We start from the raw sequence: 22,932 nt of genomic DNA, 5'->3' as shown, positions 1-22,932 counted from the left end.
AAAAAGGACGCCGCGATTTCTCGCGACGTCCTGTAAATACGTTTTCGGATGGATTAGCTATCAGAGCCGATCATAAAGCAGGACGTTCCGCGTGCCTGCAATCGGCGGCAGGCCAGATCAGCGCCTTCGCGGGTAAGACCCATGAAGTTGGCGTCGAACCCGCCAGAGCGTTGCACGACACGGCGCAATGACCCGTCGAGCGTTGTCATCTCGTTCAGTGCTACTTTCAGCAACACCCGTTCCGCCGCATAGCGCGATGGATACCGTCCGACGTTCACGCCCCAGTGACGTCCGCCGGACGTTGAGATGCGTGTGACGATTTCGGGTGTGGCTTCGATCTGTTGGGATGGTCCTTGTACGGATGCGGTGATCAGTTCTGCGGGACGCGCTTGTGGTGTTGGTGCTGTTAGAATTTCGGTGCTTTCAGCGGTTGGTGAGACTTCGTAGGCGCTTTCCGTAAGGACCGCTTCGCCGAGTGCTTCGCTCAATGCCGTATCGATTGATTCGGTATCGACGCTTTCTGCCAGAAGGCTGGCGATCAGGTCGGTGTTCACATCAAGCTGCGGCGCGTCGGCTGCGGGGCGTTGCTGCGGGCGCATGCTGGCCTGGACCAGACCTGTCACGCGAATCGTTTTCCCAGAGCCGCCGTTTGTTGCAGGCGACACATTGCCGGACACCAATTCATTGGCTGCGGGCGGTGTTGGTTCGTTGACGCGCACGTTGGATGGGGCACGTTGAAAGCCCATGTCCATGAGTTCGGCGATTCGTGCGTTCCGTGCGGCAGTGGATGATCCGCCGAAGACTGTCGCGATGATCCGCTCTTGGCCGCGTTGTGCAGATGCCACGAGGTTAAAACCGGCAGCGTTTGTATAGCCTGTTTTGATGCCGTCAGCACCTTCGTAAGAGTTCAGGAAACGACGGTTTGTGTGGGCCACACGAGCCACACCTGCATCTGCGCTGATCCGCGAAAACAGGTTATAATACTGCGGAAAGTCGTAGATCACATGACGACCAAGCACGGTCATATCACGTGCAGTCGACATGTGACCACTTTGGGTCAGGCCGTGGGCGTTACGAAATGTCGTGTTTGTCATGCCCATCGCAGCGGCGGTGCGGTTCATACGGGTCGCAAATGCGTCCTCTGAACCTGCAATGGCTTCGCCGATTGCCGTGGCAGCGTCATTGGCAGATTTGACGGCTGCGGCCCGCAAAAGGTAGCGCAGCTTGATCGTTTGACCGCTGCGCAGGCCCAATTTCGATGGCGGTTCTGAGGCCGCGTTCGCGCTAATCCGCACTTCGGTATCGAGCGTGATTTCGCCGCGCTGGATCGCTTGGAATGCGATGTAGAGCGTCATCATTTTGGTCAGTGATGCAGGGTGCAGGCGTGTATCGGCATTGCGTGAATGCAAAACCTCGCCGGTTCGCGCATCCATGACCATCGCCGCATAAGGTGCTGCTACGGATTGCACTGGTGCCACGACGGATACCAACACGGATAATAAGAAGAGTGTTACGCTGAACGCGCACTGCTTTAGACGACTTGCCACGTCGCTGCCTCGCTATTTTGATCTGCCTCGTGGTCCCGCTTTTTGACGCGGTGACCTTATTGATTGGAACGACGCTAGCACAGCGAATCCGATGTGGTAAAGAAACTGTTTTCAAAGACTTTCGTGGTGTGAATCCTGCCACACCGCGAGATGTTGTGGTGTGGTCAGGTGGGTCTCGCTAGATCAGCTATGGTATGCTAGATTGTGAGACCGAACCGCGCCTGAAACACTAACATTTTTTTGCCGATGCATGGGGGTTTTCTTGACCGCCACCTGTCTTATATAGAAGGGCAATGGCACTGCCCTTAGGAAACACCCGTAGCATGTTGAGTAACGTCACATTAATGGCCGATCGCAAAGACAACGACGACAATGATGTCGGCGTCGCACTTGACGTGAAACCAAAGACAAAGCGCCCGCCGCTTTATAAGGTGATGATCCTGAACGATGACTTCACGCCGATGGAATTTGTGGTCATGGTGCTGGAACGGTTCTTTGGGATGTCGCACGCACAGTCGTTCGAATTGATGCTCACAGTACACAAAAAGGGGCTCGCCGTTGTCGGTGTCTATAGCCACGAGATTGCAGAAACAAAGGTCGCCCAAGTGATGGATTTTGCCCAACGCCACCAGCATCCGCTGCAATGTACGATGGAGAAGGAATAACGGTTCGCCGTTACTCCGCCGCTGATGTCCGCGTATTCCCGCCTGTCCACCGCCCTGACCGAAGGTTCGCTAACGCTGCCTGACGGTCCCGTTCGTCTGATGCGTCCACCTTTGGACTATGACGTGAATGAATTGCCGCAAGATCGGCTGCACATCCAACATACATTTAAGCCTGATGCGGCTGGTTGGCTGAATGCCGGCTACCCCGTTTCTGATGATTTTGGTCAGGCCGAGACTGCGATTGTGGTTTTGCCGCGTGCTAAGGCGCTCGCGAAAGCCATGATTGCCGAGGCTGCGAGCAAAGCGAAACTGGTCGTCATTGACGGCACCAAGACTGATGGTGTCGATAGTATTTTCAAGATGTGTCGCAAGGCGCTAGGTGATCTGCCCTCGATCCCAAAGGATCATGGTCGGATTTTCTGGTTCGAAGCGACGGACGCCTTTGCTGATTGGACCGCCCCTGCGCCCGCCAAAGGTGACCATGGGTATATCACGACCGCTGGCGTGTTTTCGGATGGTGCGATTGACGCTGGGTCCAAGCTGTTGATTGAAAGCCTGCCTGCGAAATTGCCTGCGCATATGGCCGATGTTGGGGCTGGCTGGGGATATCTCGCTGGTCCTGTTTTGGGACGCGCTGGCGTGCAAAGCCTTGATTTGATTGAGGCGGAGGCGTTGTCGCTGAACTGCGCCCGCCTGAATGTCCAAGATCCGCGTGCGAAATTTCTGTGGGAAGATGCCACAAATTATCGCCCCGCAAAGGGCTATGATGGGATCGTGATGAACCCGCCGTTCCATGTGGGCCGCAGTGCTGACCCGTCGCTTGGGCGCACGTTTATCGCCTCTGCTGCAAAAATGTTGGCGGGGCATGGCAAACTGTGGATGGTTGCAAACCGTCACTTGCCCTACGAGCAAGCCTTGAATGACGCGTTCCGCAATGTTGAGAAAATCGCGCAGAATAACGCGTTCAAAGTGTTTCACGCCACGCGCCCGCTGCGCTGAATAAAGGCCGAACTGGCCTGATCGGAGAATCTGCAGATGTCATTCGCTATCGAAGGCAAAACCGCCATTGTCACGGGTGCGGCCAACGGTGTTGGTCTCGCGATTGCAAAACATTTCCTCAAGATGGGCGCGAACGTTGTGTTTGCGGACATGGACGAAGACCGCCTGAAAGCCGAGGTCAGCGATTATGCCGAGGACGACAGCAAGGCGCGCATTTTCTCGGGCGATTTGCGCCAGAAACTGACGATTGCGAACCTGCTCTCAGCGACGATTGATGCGTTTGAGCGTGTCGATATTCTGGTGAACGCATCGCGGCAGGTGCTGTTGTCTGATCCGTTGAGCGTTGATGATACATCCGTCGAAGATTTGATGGATCAAAACCTGATGACGGCCCTGCGGTTGTCCCAAGCGGTTGCGCGTCGGATGATCAAGCAGGCCGAAGGTAGCGATGAAAATGCCTCTGTCGGGTCGATTGTCAACCTCAGCTCGATTGCGGCACGTCGCACGCATCCTGAATTGCTAGCGTATTCGGTGAGTTCTGCCGCACTGGATCAGATGACACGCTCGATGGCTGTAGCGCTTGCGTCAAAGCGGATTCGCGTGAACGCCGTAGCTTTTGGGTCGGTGATGAGCGCGAGCCTGAAAGGCACATTGCGCGAGCACGATGAAATGCGCGCTGCGATTGTGCAAAGCACACCGTTGCACCGGATTGCCAGCCCGAACGAAGTCGCAGACGCGGTTCAGTATCTCGCTTCTGATGCGGCTGGTTTTGTGACGGGTCAAATTATCACGGTCGACGGTGGCCGGACGTTGATCGATCCGGCGGCCGTATCCGGGCATTAATTTACTCAGGGTATCGCGCAATGCACTGGGCGATACCCGATTCGGCATTCGAGATGTTTTGAACCTGACGCTGCTCAAGCGACACAAGCTTTGCCCGTTCCGCATTCAAATCAATCGCGACAGGAACGTTCCGTTTGATCGTGCTGGTTTTATCGCAGCGGAACCGGAACCGAGAGCCATCGCTGTTGCGGCCAGTACAGAATGTGCGCCGTGTGCGGACTTGCTGACGCTCTTCGACCGCAAAACCACGGGCCAGATTTTCGCGTGTTTCGCCGATCAAAGCGTCAAGAATACGGACTTCACGGTTGACGTCGTTCATGCAGGCCTCGCGTGGGGTCGCACAGGCCGTCAACAGAAGGGGAACAATAAATAAAGCGGTACGCATGAGAATATCCTTCGATTTCGTGACCACTTGGATTGATCTGAATCAAGGGTCTGTGGTCCGGACTATGGCATGCTATAGCACAGAATGTTATGCAATATCAGACTAAAGGAAGATGCATGTCAGACGAGATGAAAACCGAGAAAGAAACCGCTGCTGCGTGGTTTCGGACATTGCGCGACGAGATCGTCGCTTCCTTTGAAGATCTAGAAGATACGTTGACGGATGGTCCGACTGCGGACATGCCTGCGGGCCGCTTCGAGGTGTCTGAAACGACGCGCACAGCGGACGATGGCGGCGACGCGGGTGGCGGATTGATGTCTGTGATGCGCGGCGGTCGGGTTTTTGAGAAGGTCGGGGTGAACATCTCGACGGTCTACGGCAAGCTGGGCGATGCTGCGCAAAAAGCGATGGCAGCCCGTGGTGTGCCGGGCATGGACGACGACCCGCGCTTTTGGGCGTCGGGCATTTCGTTGGTAGCCCACATGCAAAACCCACATGCCCCCGCCGTTCACATGAACACACGGATGTTCTGGACCCCACATGCGTGGTGGTTTGGTGGCGGCTCAGATTTGAACCCGTGTTTGGAGTACGCAGACGACACCGCGCACTTCCACGGCACCCAGAAAAAGCATCTCGATTCGCATGGTGCGGAATTATATCCGGCGTTGAAAGAATGGGCGGACGAATATTTCTATATTCCGCACCGTAAACGCGCCCGAGGCGTCGGTGGCATCTTTATGGATGACCGCAACACGGGGGATTGGGCTAAAGATTTCGCATTGACGCAAGATATCGGGCGGGCATTTTTGCCTGCCTATGTACCTCTGGTCGAAAAACGTCGCGGAACCGATTGGTCCGAAGCCGACAAGAATGCCCAGTTGGTGCATCGCGGTCTCTATGCCGAATACAATCTGGTTTATGATCGCGGGACAAAGTTCGGCTTGGCTACTGGCCATGACGCCGACGCTGTTTTGATGAGCTTGCCACCGATGGCCAAGTGGGTGTGATCTGAGGCGCACGCGATTTTTCGCGAAAAATCGGTGTTGGGGGCCAGCCCCCAATCCCTCGGGATTTAGAGAAAGTCAAAGAAGCTTAATCGGTGCGCGCAGGAATGAACTTTGCGCCCGATTGCACAGATGGTTGCGTTTGAGCTGGGTTGCCGCTGACAGCGATTTGTAGTGCGAGTTGCAACTCGTCGCCTGACATGGCTGCACCAGATTGCTTTGCGATCATGTCGAACGTGCGATCAGTGCCGACGAGCAGCAGCAATTTTGTCATACGGTAATGCCGCAGCCCTTCGGCATCTGCGCTGGCCGTTTGGGGCAGATTGAATCTTGCGATTTCCGTCTCGGACGCCGGCAGAGCGACAATCCATATAGCTGCCACAAGTGCGATGCCGTAGATCGCGGATCTGATGGCGTTCAATACAAAGCGTATGCGCGAGAAGATGCGGCGTAGTGTGCGGAACATATTTGCGGTCGGGGCCTTGTCGTTATGGCCCCGATTATCTTTTGAGAACACGGCTGATTTATGACCGCAGCGTATCAATCATCAACTGTACGTTTTCCGGATCAGCATCGGGAGTGATGCCGTGTCCGAGGTTGAATATATGCGGACCGTTGGCGAACGCTGCTTTGATGCGTTTGACCTCATCGATCAGGTCCTGGCCGCCTGTAACCATGTGCGATGATTTCAGATTCCCTTGGGTGCAGCCGCCGGTTTGCAGGTTTGCAGCGGCCCATTCCGCTGTCACGCCGTCGTCAACTGCGATGCAATCTGCGCCAGTTGCTGCATGCAGGCCTATGTACCGTTCGCCAGCCCCGCGTGGGAAAGCGATGACGGGCACATCCGGGTGCCGTTCTTTGAGCGCTGCGATGATCTTTTGCGCCGGTTTGATCGCGTAGTTGTGGAAATCGTCGCCTTGCAGTGAACCTGCCCAGCTGTCGAACAGTTTCACGACTTCGGCACCTGCGTCGATTTGCATCGACAGGTATTCGATAGTGGAGGTCGTGAGAATGTCGATGATACCTTCGAAAGTTGCCCGATCCGCTGATTTGAGCGCATGTGCGGGCCCTTGGTCAGGCGTTCCTTTACCTGCGATCATGTAGGTTGCGACGGTCCATGGCGCGCCAGCGAAGCCGATCAGCGTCGTTTCCTTGGGCAATTCGCGTGACAGGATACGGACGGTTTCATAAACAGGTGCGAGGTGTTCGTGGATCGCGTCAGCGGGTTTCAGTTTCGCCAAGCCGGATGGATCTGTGATGGTCGACAGGCGCGGACCTTCGCCGGTGACGAACCATAGGTCAGCCCCAAGTGCTTGGGGGAGCAGCAAAATATCCGCAAACAGGATGGACGCATCAAAGCCGTAGCGCTTGATCGGCTGCAACGTGACCTCGGCCGCCAATTCCGAATTGTAGCACAGCGACAAAAAATCACCGGCCTGCGCACGTGTCGCGCGATACTCTGGCAGATACCGACCCGCCTGCCGCATCATCCAGATCGGTGGCGTCTCAAGCGTTTCACCCGCAAGCGCGCGTAGGATGGTTTTTTGTTGGGTCATAGCGGCGTCCTTTATATCTGCGGGTTGGTCCCAATTGGGGGCGTTGATGTCAAGAGAGTTGTCACGCTGGGGTCACGCGACTAAACAGCGCCCATGACATTGCATTTGCCGACACCCGCCCAACCGTTCAACATTGGAACACGTGGTTCTCCGCTGGCCTTGGCCCAAGCGTTCGAGACGCGCGACAGGCTGATGACCGCCTTTGACTTGCCCGAAGCTGCGTTTGAAATCTGCGTGATCAAGGTGACGGGCGACATCATTCAGGACCGTGCGCTGAAGGAAATCGGCGGCAAGGGGTTGTTCACCCGCGAGATCGAAGATGCGCTGCTGGATGGCTCGATTGATATCGCCGTACATTCGATGAAAGACATGCCTGTCTTGCAGCCTGCTGGGTTGCTTTTAGATACATATCTGCCGCGTGAAGATGTGCGCGATGCGTTTATTTCCAACACCTGTACGGGCATCGCGGGACTGGCACAGGGGGCGACTGTCGGCACGTCATCGTTGCGGCGGCGTGCGCAATTGCTGGCCCGTCGTCCTGATCTGAATGTCGTCGAGTTCCGCGGCAACGTGCAGACGCGGTTGAAAAAGCTGGCGGAGGGCGTGGCAGAGGCGACGTTCTTGGCCATGGCGGGGCTGAACCGGCTTGGCATGGAGGGCGTGCCGAAAACCGCGATTGCACCCGAAGATATGTTACCTGCCGTGGCCCAAGGGGCCATCGGGATTGAACGGCGCGGCGATGACACCCGTGCGGCTGAAATGCTGACCGCGTTGCATGACATTCAAACGGGTCAGCGGTTGGCGGCAGAACGCGCATTCCTAGAGGCGCTGGACGGGTCTTGCGAAACCCCGATTGGAGCTTTGGCAGAATTGAACGGTGGAATGCTGCGCCTACGCGGCGAGATACTGCGCACTGACGGGTCAGAAGTTCTAAACGACGACGCCACCGCCCCGATCGAAGACGGCGCTGCATTGGGTCGCGAAATGGCGGCAAAGCTGCTGGACCGCGCAGGCCCCGGTTTTTTACATCACTAAACGTTAAGTCGGGATCACCTTGCCGGGGTTCATGATACCTTTGGGATCGACGGCGGATTTAATCGCGCGCATCACATCAAGGGCAACAGGGTCTTTGCGGCGACGCATTGTGTCCAGTTTCGATTTGCCAACGCCGTGCTCTGCACTGAACGAACCGCCAAATTCCTGAACGACATCTTCCACGGCTTCGATCATTGCGGCCATGATGTCCGGCTCGTTGCGGCTAGGGTAGGACGTGTGGTGAATATTGCCGTCGCCGAGGTGCGCCACGATGATTTCGTGCACGTCCGGGTCAATGGATTGTAGGCGTGTGGTGATCGAGCGCAGGGCAGGGCCTACCTTGCTCAGTGGCACTGCGATGTCAGTGTTCACACAATGGCCAGCATCGAAGAGAATCTCGCCAGCGGCTTCGCGACGGGCCCACATTTCGCGGCGTTGCGCCTCGTTTTGAGCCACAACAGCATCCAGAACACGGCCGTCTTCGAACATCGCTGCAAGCGTTTCTTCAAGTTGGGCAACAACCGGAATTGCCCCATTGTCGCGGGGCGTTGCATCTTTCGGTGCGGTGGCCCCGATTTCGATCATGATATTCACGTCATAGGCGTCATCGAACGGCCGTCGCGCGTCTTTAATCCGCTCGATATGGCGATCAATGTAAGGGCGCGGCATATATTCGAACGCCTCGACAGCACCGCCAGTGGCGTCTTGGATTTGGTTCAGCAAGCGCAAAGCGTCTTCAATCGTCGGGACTGCGACCATTGCGGTCGCGTAGGCGCGTGGTTTGGGAAACAGCTTGAGAACGGCGGCGGTGATAACCCCCAAGGTGCCCTCGGCCCCGATCATCAGGTGGCGCAGATTGAGGCCAGAATTGTCTTTGTGCAGCTCGCTCATCAGGTTCACTATGCGCCCGTCGGCAAGTACAACTTCGATGCCGAGGCAAAGATCGCGAGTATTGCCGTAGCGCAAGACGTTTGAGCCACCCGCATTGGTAGACAGAGCACCGCCGATCATCGCACTGCCACGCGCGCCGAAGATCAGCGGAAAAATCAGATCATGGGCGTCAGCAGCGTCATGGATCGAGGATAGGATTATGCCTGCACCGACAGTCATGGATCGCGCATCAGGGTCGATTTTGCGGACATCGTTCAAACGATCAACGGACAGCATGATCGCGCCATTGTTGGCTGTAGCGCCGGTTAATCCCGTGTTGCCAGACACAGGAACCACCGCAAATTCAGCTTCATTCGCGATCCGCAAAACAGCCGCCACCTCTGCGGTTGTGCCGGGACGGACGACAACCGCTGGGTTGAGCTCGTAATCGCCGGTCCAGTCTTTTTGCCACTTTGCCGTGGCATCGCCAGTCAGCACGTACTCAGCACCAAGCACGTTTTTGAGATCATTCAGAATTGACATACGCTCGCCCTCTATCATCACCAGTCAAGCTACTGGGTGACGCAAGCAGAGGAAAGACCCACTCTGGCTTCTTTGACTTCTTCTAAATCCCGGGGGTTTGGGGGCTGGCCCCCAATATGCGCAAAAAGCCGCGCGATCACGCATCAAATATAGTTGGTATTGCAGGGGCAGGTTGGTGGCGTGGGGGAGACTTGAACTCCCGCACTCAACGTGGCTCGCGCTAGCGAACGCGTCAAGTCGGGCTATCGGGGAGGTGCAAGGGCTCAGCTATAACTGAGGGGTTTTGTGGTGGCGTGGGGGAGACTTGAACTCCCGCACTCAACGTGGCTCGCGATAGCGAACGCGTCAAGTCGGGCTATCGGGGAGGTGCAAGGGTTCAGCTATAACTGAGGGGTGTTGTGGTGGCGTGGGGGAGACTTGAACTCCCGACCTATCGATTATGAGTCGATCGCTCTAACCAACTGAGCTACCGCGCCAACGTGGCACCGATTACGCAATGCGTCACAAGGTGTCAAACCTAAACTGACATTGATCTGCGCTTTCCTTAGGTCTCGCCGCCCCCTACAACAATTTCACAACAAATGAGGGCCGATATGACAGCAAAGCAGTGGGAATTCTGGATTGATCGCGGTGGCACGTTCACGGATGTTGTCGGTCAGACGCCGGATGGACGAATCCTGACCCATAAATTGCTGTCAGAAAACCCTGAGCGTTATGTCGATGCCGCCGTGCAGGGGATCAAAGACCTGATGGAGACGGACACGCCTCCCGCAGGGTCGATTCGTGCGGTGAAAATGGGCACAACCGTTGCCACAAATGCCTTGCTCGAGCGCAAAGGCGAAGACGTTTTGCTGCTCATTACCAAGGGCTTTGGTGATCTTCTGCAGATTGGCTACCAGAACCGCCCGAAGCTGTTCGACCTTGAGATTATTCGCCCTGAGTTGTTGTATCAATCCGTCGCTGAAATCCCCGAACGGTTGGATGCGGATGGCGCGATTGTTGATCCGATGGATGAAGTGGCGGTGCGCGAAGCGTTACAAACGGCCTTTGATGCTGGTTTGCGGGTTGTGGCGATTGCGTTTTTGCATGGATATCTGAACCCGATCCACGAAGACGCCGCCGCTGACATCGCCCGAGACATCGGATTTACCCAAGTTTCGACTAGCCATGCGACCTCGCGCCTCGCCAAACTTGTGTCGCGTGGCGATACGACCGTTGTCGATGCGTATCTGTCCCCGATTCTGCGTCGATATGTGGATCAAGTGGCAAGCGCGCTGGACGTGGGCCGTGTCTGTGGTCGTCTATTGTTTATGCAATCCTCGGGTGGTTTGACCGATGCGGCGCTATTCCAAGGCAAGGATGCGATCCTGTCCGGTCCTGCAGGCGGCATTGTCGGTATGGTCAAAACGGCAGAACTGGCTGGCCACGATAAACTGATCGGCTTTGATATGGGCGGGACGTCAACGGACGTCAGCCACTATGCGGGCAATTATGAACGTAGCTTTGAGACCGAAGTTGCTGGCGTGCGAATGCGTGCCCCGATGATGGATATCCACACGGTGGCGGCTGGTGGCGGGTCGATTTGTACGTTTCGCGATGGTCGTTTTCAGGTGGGGCCTGAAAGCGCGGGTGCCGATCCGGGGCCAGCGTGTTATCGGCGCGGCGGCCCACTGACCGTGACCGATTGCAACGTGATGTTGGGCAAACTGTCGCCTGATCATTTCCCAGCGGTGTTTGGACCGAACGGGGATCAACCGCTTGATCGTGATGCGGTTGTCGCAAAATTCGCGGACCTGATTGAACAGGTCAGCAACGAGACTGGCGAAAGCCCCGGTCGTGCAGAAGATATCGCCCGTGGTTTCCTGCGGATTGCCGTGGATAACATGGCGAACGCGATCAAGAAAATATCGGTCCAGCGCGGCCATGACGTGACGGATTATACGCTGCAATGCTTTGGCGGGGCAGGGGGGCAGCATGCTTGTCTTGTGGCTGACGCGCTGGGCATGAGCCGTGTTTTTGTGCATCCGCATGCGGGTGTTTTGTCCGCTTTTGGCATGGGGCTTGCTGAAATTAGGGCACTGCGCGAAGTGCAACTGGATGCACCGCTTGAGGATATGAAAACGGCAGAGGCTGCATTGGCCGAGCTTCGCAGTGAGGTTGAAAACGAGGTGCGCAATCAAGGTGTGACCGATATCCGTACCGAAGCACGGGCGCATTTGCGCTACGACGGATCGCATCAGCCGTTAGAGGTGCCGTTTGGTACGCCCGCCACAATGCAAGCGGATTTTGAGGCGGCGCATCAGCAGCGTTTTGGCTTCACATCGCCAGAGCGGTCGATTTTGTTCGATATGCTGAGCGCCGAAGCGATTGGCGGTGCCACGACGCCACCCGCACCTGTCGTGAACGGCGATGCTATCGCGACGCCGATAGCGCAAACGCCTGTTGCGTTTGATGATCCGCAGGACGTGCCGCTATACGATCGCACGACGCTGGGTGTCGGTGCGAAAATTCAAGGGCCTGCGATTGTGCTCGAGCCGACGGGCACAAATATCATTGAGCCCGGTTGGTCCGGCGCGATTGACGCGGCTGGCAACCTGATCTTGACCCGCGAAGGGGCCGCACATCGCCCGCCCGCGGCTGGCACAAAGGCCGATCCGATTGTGTTAGAGGTCATGTCGAACCTGTTTATGTCCGTCGCGGACCAGATGGGCGCGACCTTGGCCAATACGTCTTGGTCGGTGAATATCAAAGAACGGCTCGATTTCTCGTGTGCGATCTTTGACGCGCAGGGTGATCTTGTCGCGAATGCCCCGCATGTGCCTGTCCACCTTGGGTCGATGTCGGACAGCATCAAAACCGTCATGCGCTTGAACCCCGATGCGGTTGAGGGTGACGCCTACATGTTGAATTCGCCTTATAATGGCGGGACGCATTTGCCCGACGTGACGGTTGTGACGCCTGTTTTTGTGGATGGTAAAGCGGCATTCTGGCTCGGATCGCGCGGCCATCATGCGGATATCGGTGGGCGCACCCCCGGATCGGGGCCACCTGACAGCACGCATATCGACGACGAAGGTGTGCTGATCGACAATGTGCAGCTTGTGCGCGGTGGCCGTCTGTTGGGTGATGAGGCCGAAGCAGTGCTGGCGTCGGGCAAATACCCTTGCCGGAATATTCCGCAGAACATGGCCGACCTGAAAGCCCAAGTCGCGGCGAACGAGACGGGGCGGCAGGCGCTGCTCAAGGTCTGTGAAACTTACGGTGCAGATGTCGTGACCGCTTATATGGCGCATGTGCAAGACAACGCGGCGGAAAGCGTGCGGCGCGTGATTGATACGCTCGAAGGCGGCGCGTTTGATTATCCAATGGACGAAGGTCAGGTGATCAAGGTGAAGGTCAGCGTTGATCGCGCCACGCGCCACGCGACCGTTGATTTCACAGGGACCAGCGACCAGCACAGCGGCAACTACAATGCCCCATTTGCGGTATGCCGTGCGGTTGTTCTGTACGTGTTCCGCACGTTGGTTGGCAGCAATATCCCGTTGAATGAAGGGTGTTTGGAACCCATCACCATCATCGCCCCCGAAGGATCAATGTTAAACCCGCGCTATCCGGCTGCTGTGATTGCTGGCAACACCGAGGTGTCACAGGCGGCGTGCAATGCGCTTTATGGGGCGTTGGGCGCAATGGCTTGTTCGCAAGGGACGATGAACAATTTCATTTGGGGCAACGACGATTTCCAGAACTACGAAACGATTGCTGGCGGCACTGGCGCTGGACCTACGTTCAATGGCTGCGACGCCGTGCAAACGCATATGACGAATACGCTGATGACCGACCCCGAGATATTGGAAAAACGGTTTCCCGTGCGGCTAGATACCTTTGGCATCAGGCATGGGTCCGGTGGGGCGGGGCAATATCGCGGAGGCCATGGGGCGTTGCGCGAAATGACGTTCCTGACGGATGTGACCGTGACGACGCTGTGTTCGCATCGGATTGTGCCGCCGTTCGGGGTGGCTGGCGGGGACACAGGGCAGGCGGGCGAGAACGCGGCGCGGATGCCCGATGGACGGATTGTTGCGTTGAAAGGCAACGATGAAATCGACCTGCCAGCCGGTGCGACATTCATCATGAAAACGCCCGGCGGCGGTGGCTGGGGGGCTGCGTAGGATTTTTGTCACTCTCACGCGGATGTCTGTCGATTTTCATTGATCGGAACGATTGTTTCCGATACGAAACGCGCAAGACGTCCGCACCGGGAGAGCCGGTTTAATCCGTCGCCGAAGGAGCAACCGCCCCGGTCACTCTCAGGCAAATGGACCGGTGCAAGGGCATAACACGCCGAAGAGAGACCTTTGATGGTCCACCGAAGGAGCAAGCCCTGTTGTTGGGGTGAATCTCTCAGGTCCAAAGACGGCGGGGGCAACGGCGCGCAAGCGTCCAATGGCGGAGATTTTGCCATGCCTCATATTGCTATTCTTGGTGCCGGTATCACTGGCGTTACTACTGCTTATTCGCTTCACAAACGCGGCTTTGATGTGACGGTTTACGACCGTCAGCGCTACGCGGCGATGGAGACCAGCTTTGCCAATGGCGGTCAGTTGTCTGCGTCAAATGCCGAAGTTTGGAACCAATGGTCCACGGTGATCAAGGGTATCAAGTGGATGATGCAATCTGATGCGCCACTGTCCGTGAACCCGCGTCCGCAGTGGCACAAGATTTCGTGGATGGCGGAATTTCTCGGAAATATCCCGCGCTACAAGACGAACACGATTGAGACGACAAAGCTGGCAGTTGCGGCGCGCGCTGGGCTGGCTGAAATGGCGGATCACACGGGCGTCGATTTTGATTTTACGCCAGCGGGGATTCTTCACTTCTATAATGCGCAGAAAGACTTGGATCATGCGCGGCGGGTGAACACATTGCTGGCGCAAGGTGGGCTGACACGGACCGAACTGACGTCCGCAGAGGTGCTCGCCAAAGAACCGACATTGCGCGGCGATGTGATCGGCGGGTTCTGGACCGAGAGCGATAGCACTGGCGATATCCATAAGTTTACCGTTGGCTTGGCGGATTGGCTCAGACGGCAGGGCGTGAATTTCAAGCTTGGCCATGCGGTCACAGATATTCGGTCTGACGCCGATGCAGTGACGATCCGTGCAAAAGACGAAACGCGCTATGATGGTGTTGTCGTCAGCGCAGGTGTCGGATCGCGTAGTATTGCGAAGAAACTGGGCGATCGCGTGAACATCTATCCGGTGAAGGGGTATTCGATCACGGTAAACCTGCCTGATGCCGTGTCCCAAGCTGCAGCACCACATGTGTCGTTGTTGGATGATAAAGCGAAAATCGTGACGTCTCGTTTGGGCGTTGATCGTTTCCGCGTTGCAGGAACTGCCGAATTTAACGGTGAAAACCGCGATATTCGGGCGGATCGGGTCAAGCCGCTGACCGATTGGGTCGAAAAACACTTTCCAGATGTCAGCACCGAAAGTTGCGTGCCGTGGGCTGGTTTGCGCCCGATGATGCCAAACATGATGCCGCGTGTTGGTCGTGGACGGTCCGAGCGCGTGTTCTACAACACAGGCCACGGACATCTTGGTTGGACGCTGAGTGCGGCAACCGCTGATATCATTGGCGGGACTGTCGCTGATGCGTTTCAGAAGACACAGATCGGGACGACGAACAGTAGTGAATTGAAAATGAGCTAAGGGACGATTATGTGAATACCATTCACAAAAGGGTGTTCACATGTCTTTAGAAGACTTCATTTTCTCATTATTGAACGAAAACCTCGTTTTCGTTTTGTTAGCCGTATTCATTGTCGTCTGCATCATGGCTGGTGTGCGGATCGTACCGCAGTCTGAAAAGTATGTCGTTGAACGGTTAGGCCGTTTGCGGTCTGTTCTTGGGCCTGGCATCAACTTCATCGTGCCTTTTCTGGATCGTGTGCGCCATCAGGTCAGCGTGTTAGAGCGTCAGTTGCCCACCGCGACCCAAGATGCGATTACGTCGGATAACGTGCTGGTGCAGGTCGAAACGTCGGTGTTTTACCGCATTATCGAGCCTGAAAAGACGGTTTACCGGATTCGCGACGTTGATGCCGCGATCTCGACCACTGTTGCTGGTATCGTGCGGTCCGAAATTGGCCGGATGGAACTGGATCAGGTGCAAGCTAACCGTGCCACGTTGATCGACGCTGTGCGCGATCAGGTCGCCCAGCAGGTTGATGACTGGGGCATCGAAGTGACGCGGGCTGAGATACTGGATGTGAACCTAGATGCCGCTACCCGTGCGGCGATGTTGCAGCAGTTGAACGCGGAGCGCGCGCGGCGTGCGCAGGTGACAGAGGCAGAAGGCAAAAAGCGGTCTGTAGAGTTGCAGGCAGACGCCGATCTTTATGCGGCGGACCAAGCAGCCAAAGCGCGTCGTCTTGGTGCTGACGCCGAAGCTTATGCTACGCAGGTTGTAGCCGTGGCGATAGCGCAAAACGGCCTAGAGGCCGCGCAGTACCAAGTCGCGTTGAAACAAGTCGAAGCGTTGAATGCCTTGGGTGCGAGTGAAGGTAAGCAGACGATTATTCTGCCAGCTAATGCAATCGAGGCCTTCGGGAATGCGTTTAGCATGTTGAAAGGTAAGTAAAATGTTGCACGAACAATGGTGGGTCTGGATGTCCGCAGCATTGCTGCTGGCAACTGCCGAGGTAATCATCCCTGGATGGATTTTCCTTGGTTTCGCAATGGGCGCGCTGGTTATGGGTGCGTTGCTACTGATCGGCGTTGCGGGCATGTCATTGCCAATTACGCTAGTGATCTTTGCTGTGCTATCGCTGGGATCATACCTCGGGTTGCGTTGGATGTTCGGATTGAAAACGGGCCAAGTGACCTTTTTCGACACTGATATTAACGACAACTGAGCCATAAAAAATGCCCGACGCGTGAAGCGTCGGGCAGTTCGCGGTCAAATCCTTGGGGCAAGTTTTACGAGGGACAGATGTAGCGCTTGCGATTTGACCAGCAGGGTTAGCCTAGTTGTGCGAGAGCAGGTCTGGGCTGCTATCGGACATATGCACGGCGCGCCGCTTCAGGCTTTCACGCACGTGCGCCATATCCATCGTAACGGGACCAGCAACTGAACACGGATAGCGGTACGTTGCTTCTTCACGTGCGATATCGACCCGTGCTTCAAATGCACCGGCTGTTGCGTTGTAGTGGACGTCTCCGAGGCTGATGTTCATGGCGTATCTCTCTTATTCTGGCCGCGCAGCGCGGCGATCTTGATCGTTGTTCGTTTGGGGTGTTGGACTGGTTTCGCCGATCCGACTTGCGCTTCATCCACCGTTTGGTTTCTGTGCTGTAAGTCTTTGATCTGCCTTGCCATCTCCTACACATTTCTTGTGTAGATAACGTAGGAACGGCGATTTAGTTCCCGCAGACGGGTCACACTGACGTGAAACTACGTGAGTCTTGCGAATATGCTATAAAAATAAGGATATTGGCTGGCGAGAAAATATCGCCAACTTTGGGTCGCTCTGCAGATTTAGTGCTACTTTTTAGGCGGTTGTCATTTCAGACAGGATGCTTTGCGCCGCTTGCAACGGGCTTTTCGCGCGCCAGATTGGGCGTCCGACGACAACATGGTCCGCGCCGTTCGCGATTGCCATCGCAGGGGTCGCCACCCGTTTTTGATCGCCATGGTCCGCCCCAGCAGGCCGCACGCCCGGTGTGACGATCAGTTTGCCGTTTGATTGTGGCAAGGCGCGGATCAACGCGGCTTCATGTGGTGAAGAGATGACGCCGTCGGCGCCAGCTTCTAATGCACGACCAGCCCGTTCTTGCACGAGATCAGGGATAAGCCCGTCTTTTATGCATGCCCCGTCCAGATCGTCGCGATCGAGCGAGGTCAGGATGGTCACGGCGAGAATTTTCAGATCACTTCCCGCAGCGCCTTCTTTGGCGGCTTTCACAACATAGGGGTCGCCGTGGACGGTTAGGAAATCGAGGTCGTATTGGGCGATGCCGCGCACGGCTGCCTCAACGGTTGCGCCAATATCAAAAAATTTCATGTCCAGAAAAATGCGTTTGCCGCGTTCTTGCTTCAGCTCATTGGCAAGTGCTAGCCCGCCGCCTGTCAGCATCCCCAACCCGATCTTGTAGAAACTAACGCTGTCGCCCAACTGGTCGGCAAGCGCCATGCCAGCCACCACATTCGGCACATCCATTGCAACAATCAGGCGGTCATCTGCGGGCAGGGTCATGGGGGAATCCTTACATCTGGTTTCACAGCGAGTGACCCAAATGGCCGCGATGGTCAATATTTGCGCCTGAAAATAGAGAGCCGGAATAGAAAAAGGTGCGACCTCTTGGGAAGGACCGCACCTCTTTCGACTTTAACAAAGTAATCGTTATAACCGATCACCCAACGTGGGAACCGATCGGAACTGTACTTTACGCCGCCCTGCTGTGACCGTTACTTTCGGCTTTTCGCAGGTCAGAGACGTCATCATTAAGCAGTTGCCGCACCATTTCTGGTGAGAGGGGGAATATCCGACTTGGGGTCGAGGCAATCGAGAGTTGGCTTGTGCTTTGCATAATGACGTCCTCCTGCACTCAATGTGCCATCTGGGGTTGTGGGATGTTATGGGAAAGGCATTCGCAGTTTCCCCCTGAGCAAAATTTACGTGGAAATCTTGTAAGCGATGCCAGTGCTACCCATCTTAATAACGAGGCCCAAACAGGGGTGTGCCGCAATGTCGGGCACCTCGAATGTCAGGGCGCTTATCAAAGGAGAAGATGATGAATCTTGACAAATTCACAGAACGGTCGCGCGGTTTTGTTCAAGCTGCACAGACTATTGCGATGCGGGAAAGCCATCAGCGGCTTGCACCGGAACACTTGCTCAAAGCGCTCATGGACGACGGCGAAGGGCTGGCGGCAAACTTGATCAACAAGTCCGGCGCTGATGCGGCTGCTGTACGTCAGGCCGTTGATGCCGCGGTCAGCAAAATTGCTGTCGTTGGCGGTGACGCTGGGCAAATTTACATGGATACTACAACTGGCAAGATCTTGGCCGAAGCTGAAACGCTGGCGGAAAAGGCTGGCGACAGCTTTGTCACCGTTGAACGCCTGTTGATGGCGCTCGCGATGATTAAGTCAAAGGCGAAAGACGCGCTTGATCAAGGTGGCGTTGATGCGAAAGCGTTGAACGCCACGATCAATGACATCCGCAAGGGCCGCACTGCTGATAGTGCGTCGGCTGAGGATGGATTTGACGCGCTGAATAAGTATGCCCGCGATCTGACCGAGGCTGCGCGCGAAGGTCGGATTGACCCTATCATTGGCCGCGACGAGGAAATCCGTCGCTCTATGCAGGTGCTTTCGCGTCGGACCAAGAATAACCCTGTTTTGATCGGTGAACCTGGCGTTGGTAAAACAGCGATTGCCGAGGGTCTTGCCCTGCGAATCGTCAATGGCGATGTGCCGGAAAGCCTGCGCAATAAACGTCTGATGTCGCTCGACATGGGTGCGTTGATTGCTGGTGCGAAATATCGCGGTGAATTTGAAGAACGTCTGAAAGCGGTGTTGAAAGAGATCGAAACCGCAGCGGGCGAAATCATTCTGTTCATCGACGAGATGCACACGCTTGTCGGCGCTGGTAAAGCTGACGGCGCGATGGATGCCGCGAACCTGATTAAACCTGCGCTCGCACGGGGCGAGCTGCACTGCATTGGTGCCACAACGCTGGATGAATACCGCAAGTATGTAGAAAAGGACGCGGCGTTAGCCCGTCGATTCCAGCCGATCATTGTCGAAGAACCGACTGTTGAAGACACGGTGTCGATCTTGCGCGGCATTAAAGAGAAGTACGAGTTACACCACGGTGTGCGGATCTCGGATAGCTCTTTGGTCGCGGCGGCGACGTTGTCGCATCGCTATATCACGGATCGGTTCTTGCCTGACAAAGCCATCGACTTGGTTGACGAGGCTGCGTCGCGGTTGCGGATGGAAGTGGATTCCAAGCCCGAAGAATTGGATCAGTTGGATCGTCAGATCATGCAGTTGCAGATCGAAGCAATGGCGCTTGAGAAAGAAGACGATGCCGCGTCTGTGGACCGTCTTGATAAGTTGCGCAAGGAATTGGCAGATTTGCAGGACCGCGCGTCAGAGATGACCGCGAAATGGCAGGCCGAGCGGGACAAGCTTGAAGGCACCCGTGAGGTGAAGGAAAAGCTAGATCGTGCGCGGGCGGAGCTGGATATCGCGAAACGTGAAGGGAATCTCGCGAAGGCGGGTGAGCTATCTTATGGCGTGATCCCTGATTTGGAACGCAAACTGTCCGAGGCCGAAGCGTCCGAAGACATGATGGTCGAAGAGGCCGTGCGCCCCGAGCAGATCGCGCAGGTGGTTGAACGCTGGACCGGTATCCCGACATCCAAGATGCTGGAAGGTGAACGCGACAAGCTGCTGCGCATGGAAGACGAGCTTGGCCGCCGCGTGATCGGTCAGAAACAAGCCGTGCGTGCTGTTGCGAATGCTGTACGTCGGTCCCGTGCTGGACTGAACGACGAGGATCGCCCGCTTGGGTCGTTCTTGTTCCTTGGGCCGACAGGGGTCGGTAAGACAGAGTTAACCAAAGCCGTGGCAGAGTACCTGTTTGACGATGACAACGCGATGGTTCGGATTGATATGTCCGAATTCATGGAGAAACACGCGGTGTCCCGTCTGATTGGTGCGCCTCCGGGCTATGTTGGCTATGATGAAGGCGGCGTTCTGACCGAAGCTGTGCGGCGCAGGCCGTATCAGGTTGTCCTGTTCGATGAGGTCGAAAAGGCGCACCCTGATGTGTTCAACGTGTTGTTGCAGGTTCTTGATGACGGTGTGCTGACCGATGGTCAGGGCCGGACCGTGGATTTCAAGCAGACGTTGATCATTCTGACGTCGAACCTTGGGGCGCAATCGCTCAGCCAACTGCCCGACGGGGCAGATGCGTCTGGCGCAAAGCGGGATGTGATGGATGCTGTGCGTGCGCACTTCCGGCCAGAGTTTCTGAACCGCCTCGATGAGACGATCATCTTTGACCGCCTTGCCCGTGAAGACATGGCTGGCATCGTTGAAATCCAGATGCGGCGTTTGCACAAACGTCTCGCGGATCGGAACATCAATCTGTCGCTGGATGATGGTGCGCTGAAATGGCTCGCCGACGAAGGCTACGATCCGGTGTTTGGTGCGCGTCCGCTGAAACGGGTGATCCAACGGGCCTTGCAGGACCAACTGGCCGAAATGATCTTGGCCGGTGATGTGCTGGACGGATCAGAGGTGTCGGTCAGTGCCGGTGCGGATGGTCTAATTGTTGGGGACCGCGTGTCGGGCACCAAACGGCCCAAACCGAATGATGCCGTCGTCCACTAACTAACGCGATATTAAGCTACATTTATCCCCCGTTGTCTCAGGCAGCGGGGGATTTTTCGTTTCCGACTGCGTGCGACCACACCCCGCAAGCCCCGCAAAACAGGCGTATTTCCCATATGTTTCAGGAATTGGCGGCAATGTGAGAAACTTATCTTAGGAAACGACGTATATACCCCTAAGTAAGATGCAACACGCATGATGATCGGAGACACTATGGCTTATCGCTGGACCAACGACCTCACACACGCAGATGTAACGCCCAAGGCGGCATTCCTGAACCGTCGCCAGATTTTGGCTGGCACTGCTGGGCTTGGCGCGATCGGCTTGGTCGGCACATCTGCCAATGCCGCGGGCGAAGAGTTGACGCCGAACACGCTTGAGGAAATCACCAGCTACAATAACTACTACGAATTTGGCACCGGCAAGAGCGATCCTGCTAACAACGCCCATCAGCTTGAAACGGCTGACTGGAAAATCACGATTGACGGTATGGTCGATAATCCGGGCGAATACGCCTTGGCTGACTTGATGGATGGTCTCGATATCGAAGAACGCATCTACCGGTTCCGTTGTGTCGAGGCGTGGTCGATGGTCGTACCTTGGAATGGTGTCGAACTTGCGGACATCCTGAACAAAGCTGGAGTGCAGTCGGATGCCAAATACGTGGCCTTCGAAACCGTCGTGCAGCCCGACAACATGATCGGCGTGCGCCGCGGTGTGCTAGACTTCCCATATGTAGAGGGTCTGCGTCTGGACGAGGCGATGAACCCGCTGACATTGATGGCCACCGGAATCTACGGCGAGCCGATAGCGAACCAGAACGGCGCGCCGATCCGGCTGGTCGTGCCGTGGAAATACGGCTTCAAGTCGATCAAATCTATCGTGCGTATGACGTTGACCGATGAAGAGCCGGACACAAGCTGGAACAAAACCAACGCCCGCGAGTACGGCTTCTATTCCAACGTGAACCCGGAAGTCAGCCACCCGCGTTGGTCCCAAGCGTCAGAGCGCGTGATCGGTGGCGGTCTGTTTGCCGCACGTCAGGACACGTTGATGTTCAACGGCTACGAAAAAGACGTCGCCAGCATGTACGACGGCATGGATCTGTCCGAGAAATTTTAAGCCAAAGGCGCCACGATGATCGACACGATAAACACCACGCTGCGCCGCATTCCTGCATGGACTATATACATGGTTGGTGCTGCATGGGCGGCGTGGTTGTTTTACCTCGGTCTGACTGGCGGCCTTGGGCCTGAGCCGATCAATGCGCTGGAACGTGAATACGGCGCGCTTGGGCTAAAGCTGCTTATTGCGGGTCTGGCTGTGACGCCTCTGCGAAAATACGCGGGAATCAATTTGTTGAAGTTCCGCCGTGCGCTCGGCGTGACGACCTTCTTCTATATCCTTGCGCATTTCTGCGTATGGGCATTGTTGGATGTCGGTACATTCGCACGGGTCTGGCAGGAAATCGTGAAACGCCCCTATGTAACAGTCGGGATGGTGTCGTTTGTATTGATGATTCCACTGGCGATCACATCGAACAACCGATCACTGCGCAAACTAGGTGGAGCTGCGTGGCGCAAGCTGCACAAGCTGACCTACCTCATCGCGATATTGGGCGGGGTGCACTACCTATGGCTCGTGAAAGGCTTTCAAATCGAGCCGATCATCTACATGATCGTGATTCTTGCGCTGCTGGCGGCACGGTTAAAGTGGAATCGCCGAAAATCTGTGATGGCTTAAAGCAAATCACTACGACATCTACGTGGTTTGCCCCGATTGAGTCGCAGAGATTGGCCCCTCACTGGCGTACAAGGCCATCTGAACACGCGGGCTTTGAGATTGATAAAGGCTGATTTCACATTCCGCCTAATGATCTTGCACCGCGACCTAGGGTCCGCGAACGGAAATTACCCTAAGCCGCTAAAAACATGGAGATTTTAGGTTTTTTATAAAAAGTTCGTAAAAGCCGAAAAAAGCACTTGCGGCCTCAGTGTACTATCCTTAGAAGCCCCTTTACCGGAGACGCAGACAAGCAGACACGGTGCAGCGGACGGAACGAAGCGGAGACGCGGAG

General features: G+C 56.0%; 19 protein-coding genes, 1 tRNA gene and 1 riboswitch. Of the genes, 12 read left to right on the top strand and 8 right to left on the bottom strand.

The features are described from left to right. Positions 1-53 precede the first annotated feature (53 nt). A complete protein-coding gene (locus FHS72_RS03005; protein WP_183526500.1) occupies positions 54-1,439 on the bottom strand; it encodes a D-alanyl-D-alanine carboxypeptidase family protein in 1,386 nt (461 codons plus the stop codon). 431 nt (positions 1,440-1,870) lie between these two features. Here FHS72_RS03005 and clpS point away from each other — a divergent pair, with 431 nt between their 5' ends. From clpS to FHS72_RS02990, 3 genes are read left to right on the top strand one after another with little or no spacing between them, the layout of a single operon-like run. Beyond that, the gene (gene clpS, locus FHS72_RS03000) at positions 1,871-2,212 is read left to right on the top strand and encodes an ATP-dependent Clp protease adapter ClpS (RefSeq protein ID WP_183526497.1); all 342 of its coding nucleotides are present in this window, start codon (positions 1,871-1,873) and stop codon (positions 2,210-2,212) included. Positions 2,213-2,236: 24 nt separating this feature from the next. Then, positions 2,237-3,211 (top strand): class I SAM-dependent methyltransferase, encoded by a 975-nt coding sequence (locus tag FHS72_RS02995; protein ID WP_183525397.1) that lies wholly within the window; start codon positions 2,237-2,239, stop codon positions 3,209-3,211. Positions 3,212-3,247: 36 nt separating this feature from the next. Beyond that, the gene (locus FHS72_RS02990; protein WP_183525394.1) at positions 3,248-4,054 is read left to right on the top strand and encodes an SDR family NAD(P)-dependent oxidoreductase; all 807 of its coding nucleotides are present in this window, start codon (positions 3,248-3,250) and stop codon (positions 4,052-4,054) included. Between the two features lies 1 nt (position 4,055). Here the strand turns inward: FHS72_RS02990 and FHS72_RS02985 are convergent, their stop codons facing one another. Continuing rightward, a complete protein-coding gene (locus tag FHS72_RS02985) occupies positions 4,056-4,439 on the bottom strand; it encodes a hypothetical protein (RefSeq protein ID WP_183525391.1) in 384 nt (127 codons plus the stop codon). A 116-nt stretch (positions 4,440-4,555) separates the two neighbouring features. Between FHS72_RS02985 and hemF the strand changes: the two genes are divergently transcribed. Next, complete coding sequence (gene hemF, locus FHS72_RS02980; protein WP_183525389.1) at positions 4,556-5,446, top strand: oxygen-dependent coproporphyrinogen oxidase; 891 nt, start codon at positions 4,556-4,558, stop codon at positions 5,444-5,446. A gap of 85 nt (positions 5,447-5,531) precedes the next feature. On the opposite strand, the gene FHS72_RS02975 is transcribed toward hemF, so the two are convergent. Then, a complete protein-coding gene (locus FHS72_RS02975) occupies positions 5,532-5,909 on the bottom strand; it encodes a hypothetical protein (RefSeq protein WP_183525386.1) in 378 nt (125 codons plus the stop codon). A 58-nt stretch (positions 5,910-5,967) separates the two neighbouring features. After that, positions 5,968-6,999 (bottom strand): uroporphyrinogen decarboxylase, encoded by a 1,032-nt coding sequence (gene hemE, locus FHS72_RS02970; RefSeq protein ID WP_183525384.1) that lies wholly within the window; start codon positions 6,997-6,999, stop codon positions 5,968-5,970. A 93-nt stretch (positions 7,000-7,092) separates the two neighbouring features. On the opposite strand from hemE, the gene hemC reads away from it, so the two are divergent. Then, the gene (gene hemC / locus FHS72_RS02965) at positions 7,093-8,034 is read left to right on the top strand and encodes a hydroxymethylbilane synthase (RefSeq protein ID WP_183525381.1); all 942 of its coding nucleotides are present in this window, start codon (positions 7,093-7,095) and stop codon (positions 8,032-8,034) included. Between the two features lie 3 nt (positions 8,035-8,037). Here the strand turns inward: hemC and FHS72_RS02960 are convergent, their stop codons facing one another. Further along, positions 8,038-9,447, bottom strand: a complete 1,410-nt coding sequence (locus tag FHS72_RS02960; protein WP_183525378.1) for an FAD-binding oxidoreductase — start codon at positions 9,445-9,447, stop codon at positions 8,038-8,040. A 399-nt stretch (positions 9,448-9,846) separates the two neighbouring features. Next, positions 9,847-9,923 (bottom strand) — tRNA-Met (locus tag FHS72_RS02955). A gap of 117 nt (positions 9,924-10,040) precedes the next feature. Here FHS72_RS02955 and FHS72_RS02950 point away from each other — a divergent pair. From FHS72_RS02950 to FHS72_RS02935, 4 genes are all read left to right on the top strand, one after another. Beyond that, the gene (locus FHS72_RS02950) at positions 10,041-13,616 is read left to right on the top strand and encodes a hydantoinase B/oxoprolinase family protein (RefSeq protein WP_183525375.1); all 3,576 of its coding nucleotides are present in this window, start codon (positions 10,041-10,043) and stop codon (positions 13,614-13,616) included. 162 nt (positions 13,617-13,778) lie between these two features. Continuing rightward, positions 13,779-13,874, top strand: a riboswitch (glycine riboswitch). Between the two features lie 33 nt (positions 13,875-13,907). Beyond that, entirely contained in the window at positions 13,908-15,158 is a 1,251-nt protein-coding gene (locus tag FHS72_RS02945; protein ID WP_183525372.1) for a D-amino acid dehydrogenase, read from the top strand. A 40-nt stretch (positions 15,159-15,198) separates the two neighbouring features. After that, entirely contained in the window at positions 15,199-16,089 is an 891-nt protein-coding gene (locus FHS72_RS02940; protein WP_183525369.1) for an SPFH domain-containing protein, read from the top strand. Between the two features lies 1 nt (position 16,090). Beyond that, positions 16,091-16,363 carry an NfeD family protein gene (locus tag FHS72_RS02935; protein ID WP_183525367.1) on the top strand — a complete coding sequence of 91 codons (273 nt, stop codon included), beginning with the start codon at positions 16,091-16,093 and terminating at the stop codon, positions 16,361-16,363. A gap of 111 nt (positions 16,364-16,474) precedes the next feature. On the opposite strand, the gene FHS72_RS02930 is transcribed toward FHS72_RS02935, so the two are convergent. Continuing rightward, positions 16,475-16,684 carry an orotidine 5'-phosphate decarboxylase gene (locus FHS72_RS02930; RefSeq protein ID WP_183525364.1) on the bottom strand — a complete coding sequence of 70 codons (210 nt, stop codon included), beginning with the start codon at positions 16,682-16,684 and terminating at the stop codon, positions 16,475-16,477. A gap of 315 nt (positions 16,685-16,999) precedes the next feature. Further along, positions 17,000-17,704, bottom strand: a complete 705-nt coding sequence (gene pyrF, locus FHS72_RS02925; protein ID WP_183525361.1) for an orotidine-5'-phosphate decarboxylase — start codon at positions 17,702-17,704, stop codon at positions 17,000-17,002. A 538-nt stretch (positions 17,705-18,242) separates the two neighbouring features. Here pyrF and clpB point away from each other — a divergent pair. From clpB to msrQ, 3 genes are all read left to right on the top strand, one after another. After that, entirely contained in the window at positions 18,243-20,855 is a 2,613-nt protein-coding gene (gene clpB, locus FHS72_RS02920; protein ID WP_183525358.1) for an ATP-dependent chaperone ClpB, read from the top strand. 213 nt (positions 20,856-21,068) lie between these two features. Beyond that, a complete protein-coding gene (gene msrP / locus FHS72_RS02915; protein ID WP_183526494.1) occupies positions 21,069-21,977 on the top strand; it encodes a protein-methionine-sulfoxide reductase catalytic subunit MsrP in 909 nt (302 codons plus the stop codon). Positions 21,978-21,992: 15 nt separating this feature from the next. After that, positions 21,993-22,598 (top strand): protein-methionine-sulfoxide reductase heme-binding subunit MsrQ, encoded by a 606-nt coding sequence (gene msrQ / locus FHS72_RS02910; RefSeq protein ID WP_183525355.1) that lies wholly within the window; start codon positions 21,993-21,995, stop codon positions 22,596-22,598. Positions 22,599-22,932: the final 334 nt, after the last annotated feature.

Origin of the sequence: Yoonia ponticola, from assembly GCF_014199395.1 — a bacterium.
In the GTDB taxonomy this organism is placed as follows: Bacteria; Pseudomonadota; Alphaproteobacteria; order Rhodobacterales; family Rhodobacteraceae; genus Yoonia; species Yoonia ponticola.
The sequence above is the reverse complement of the archived record's forward strand: the minus strand, read 5'-3'. Positions and strand labels throughout refer to the sequence as shown.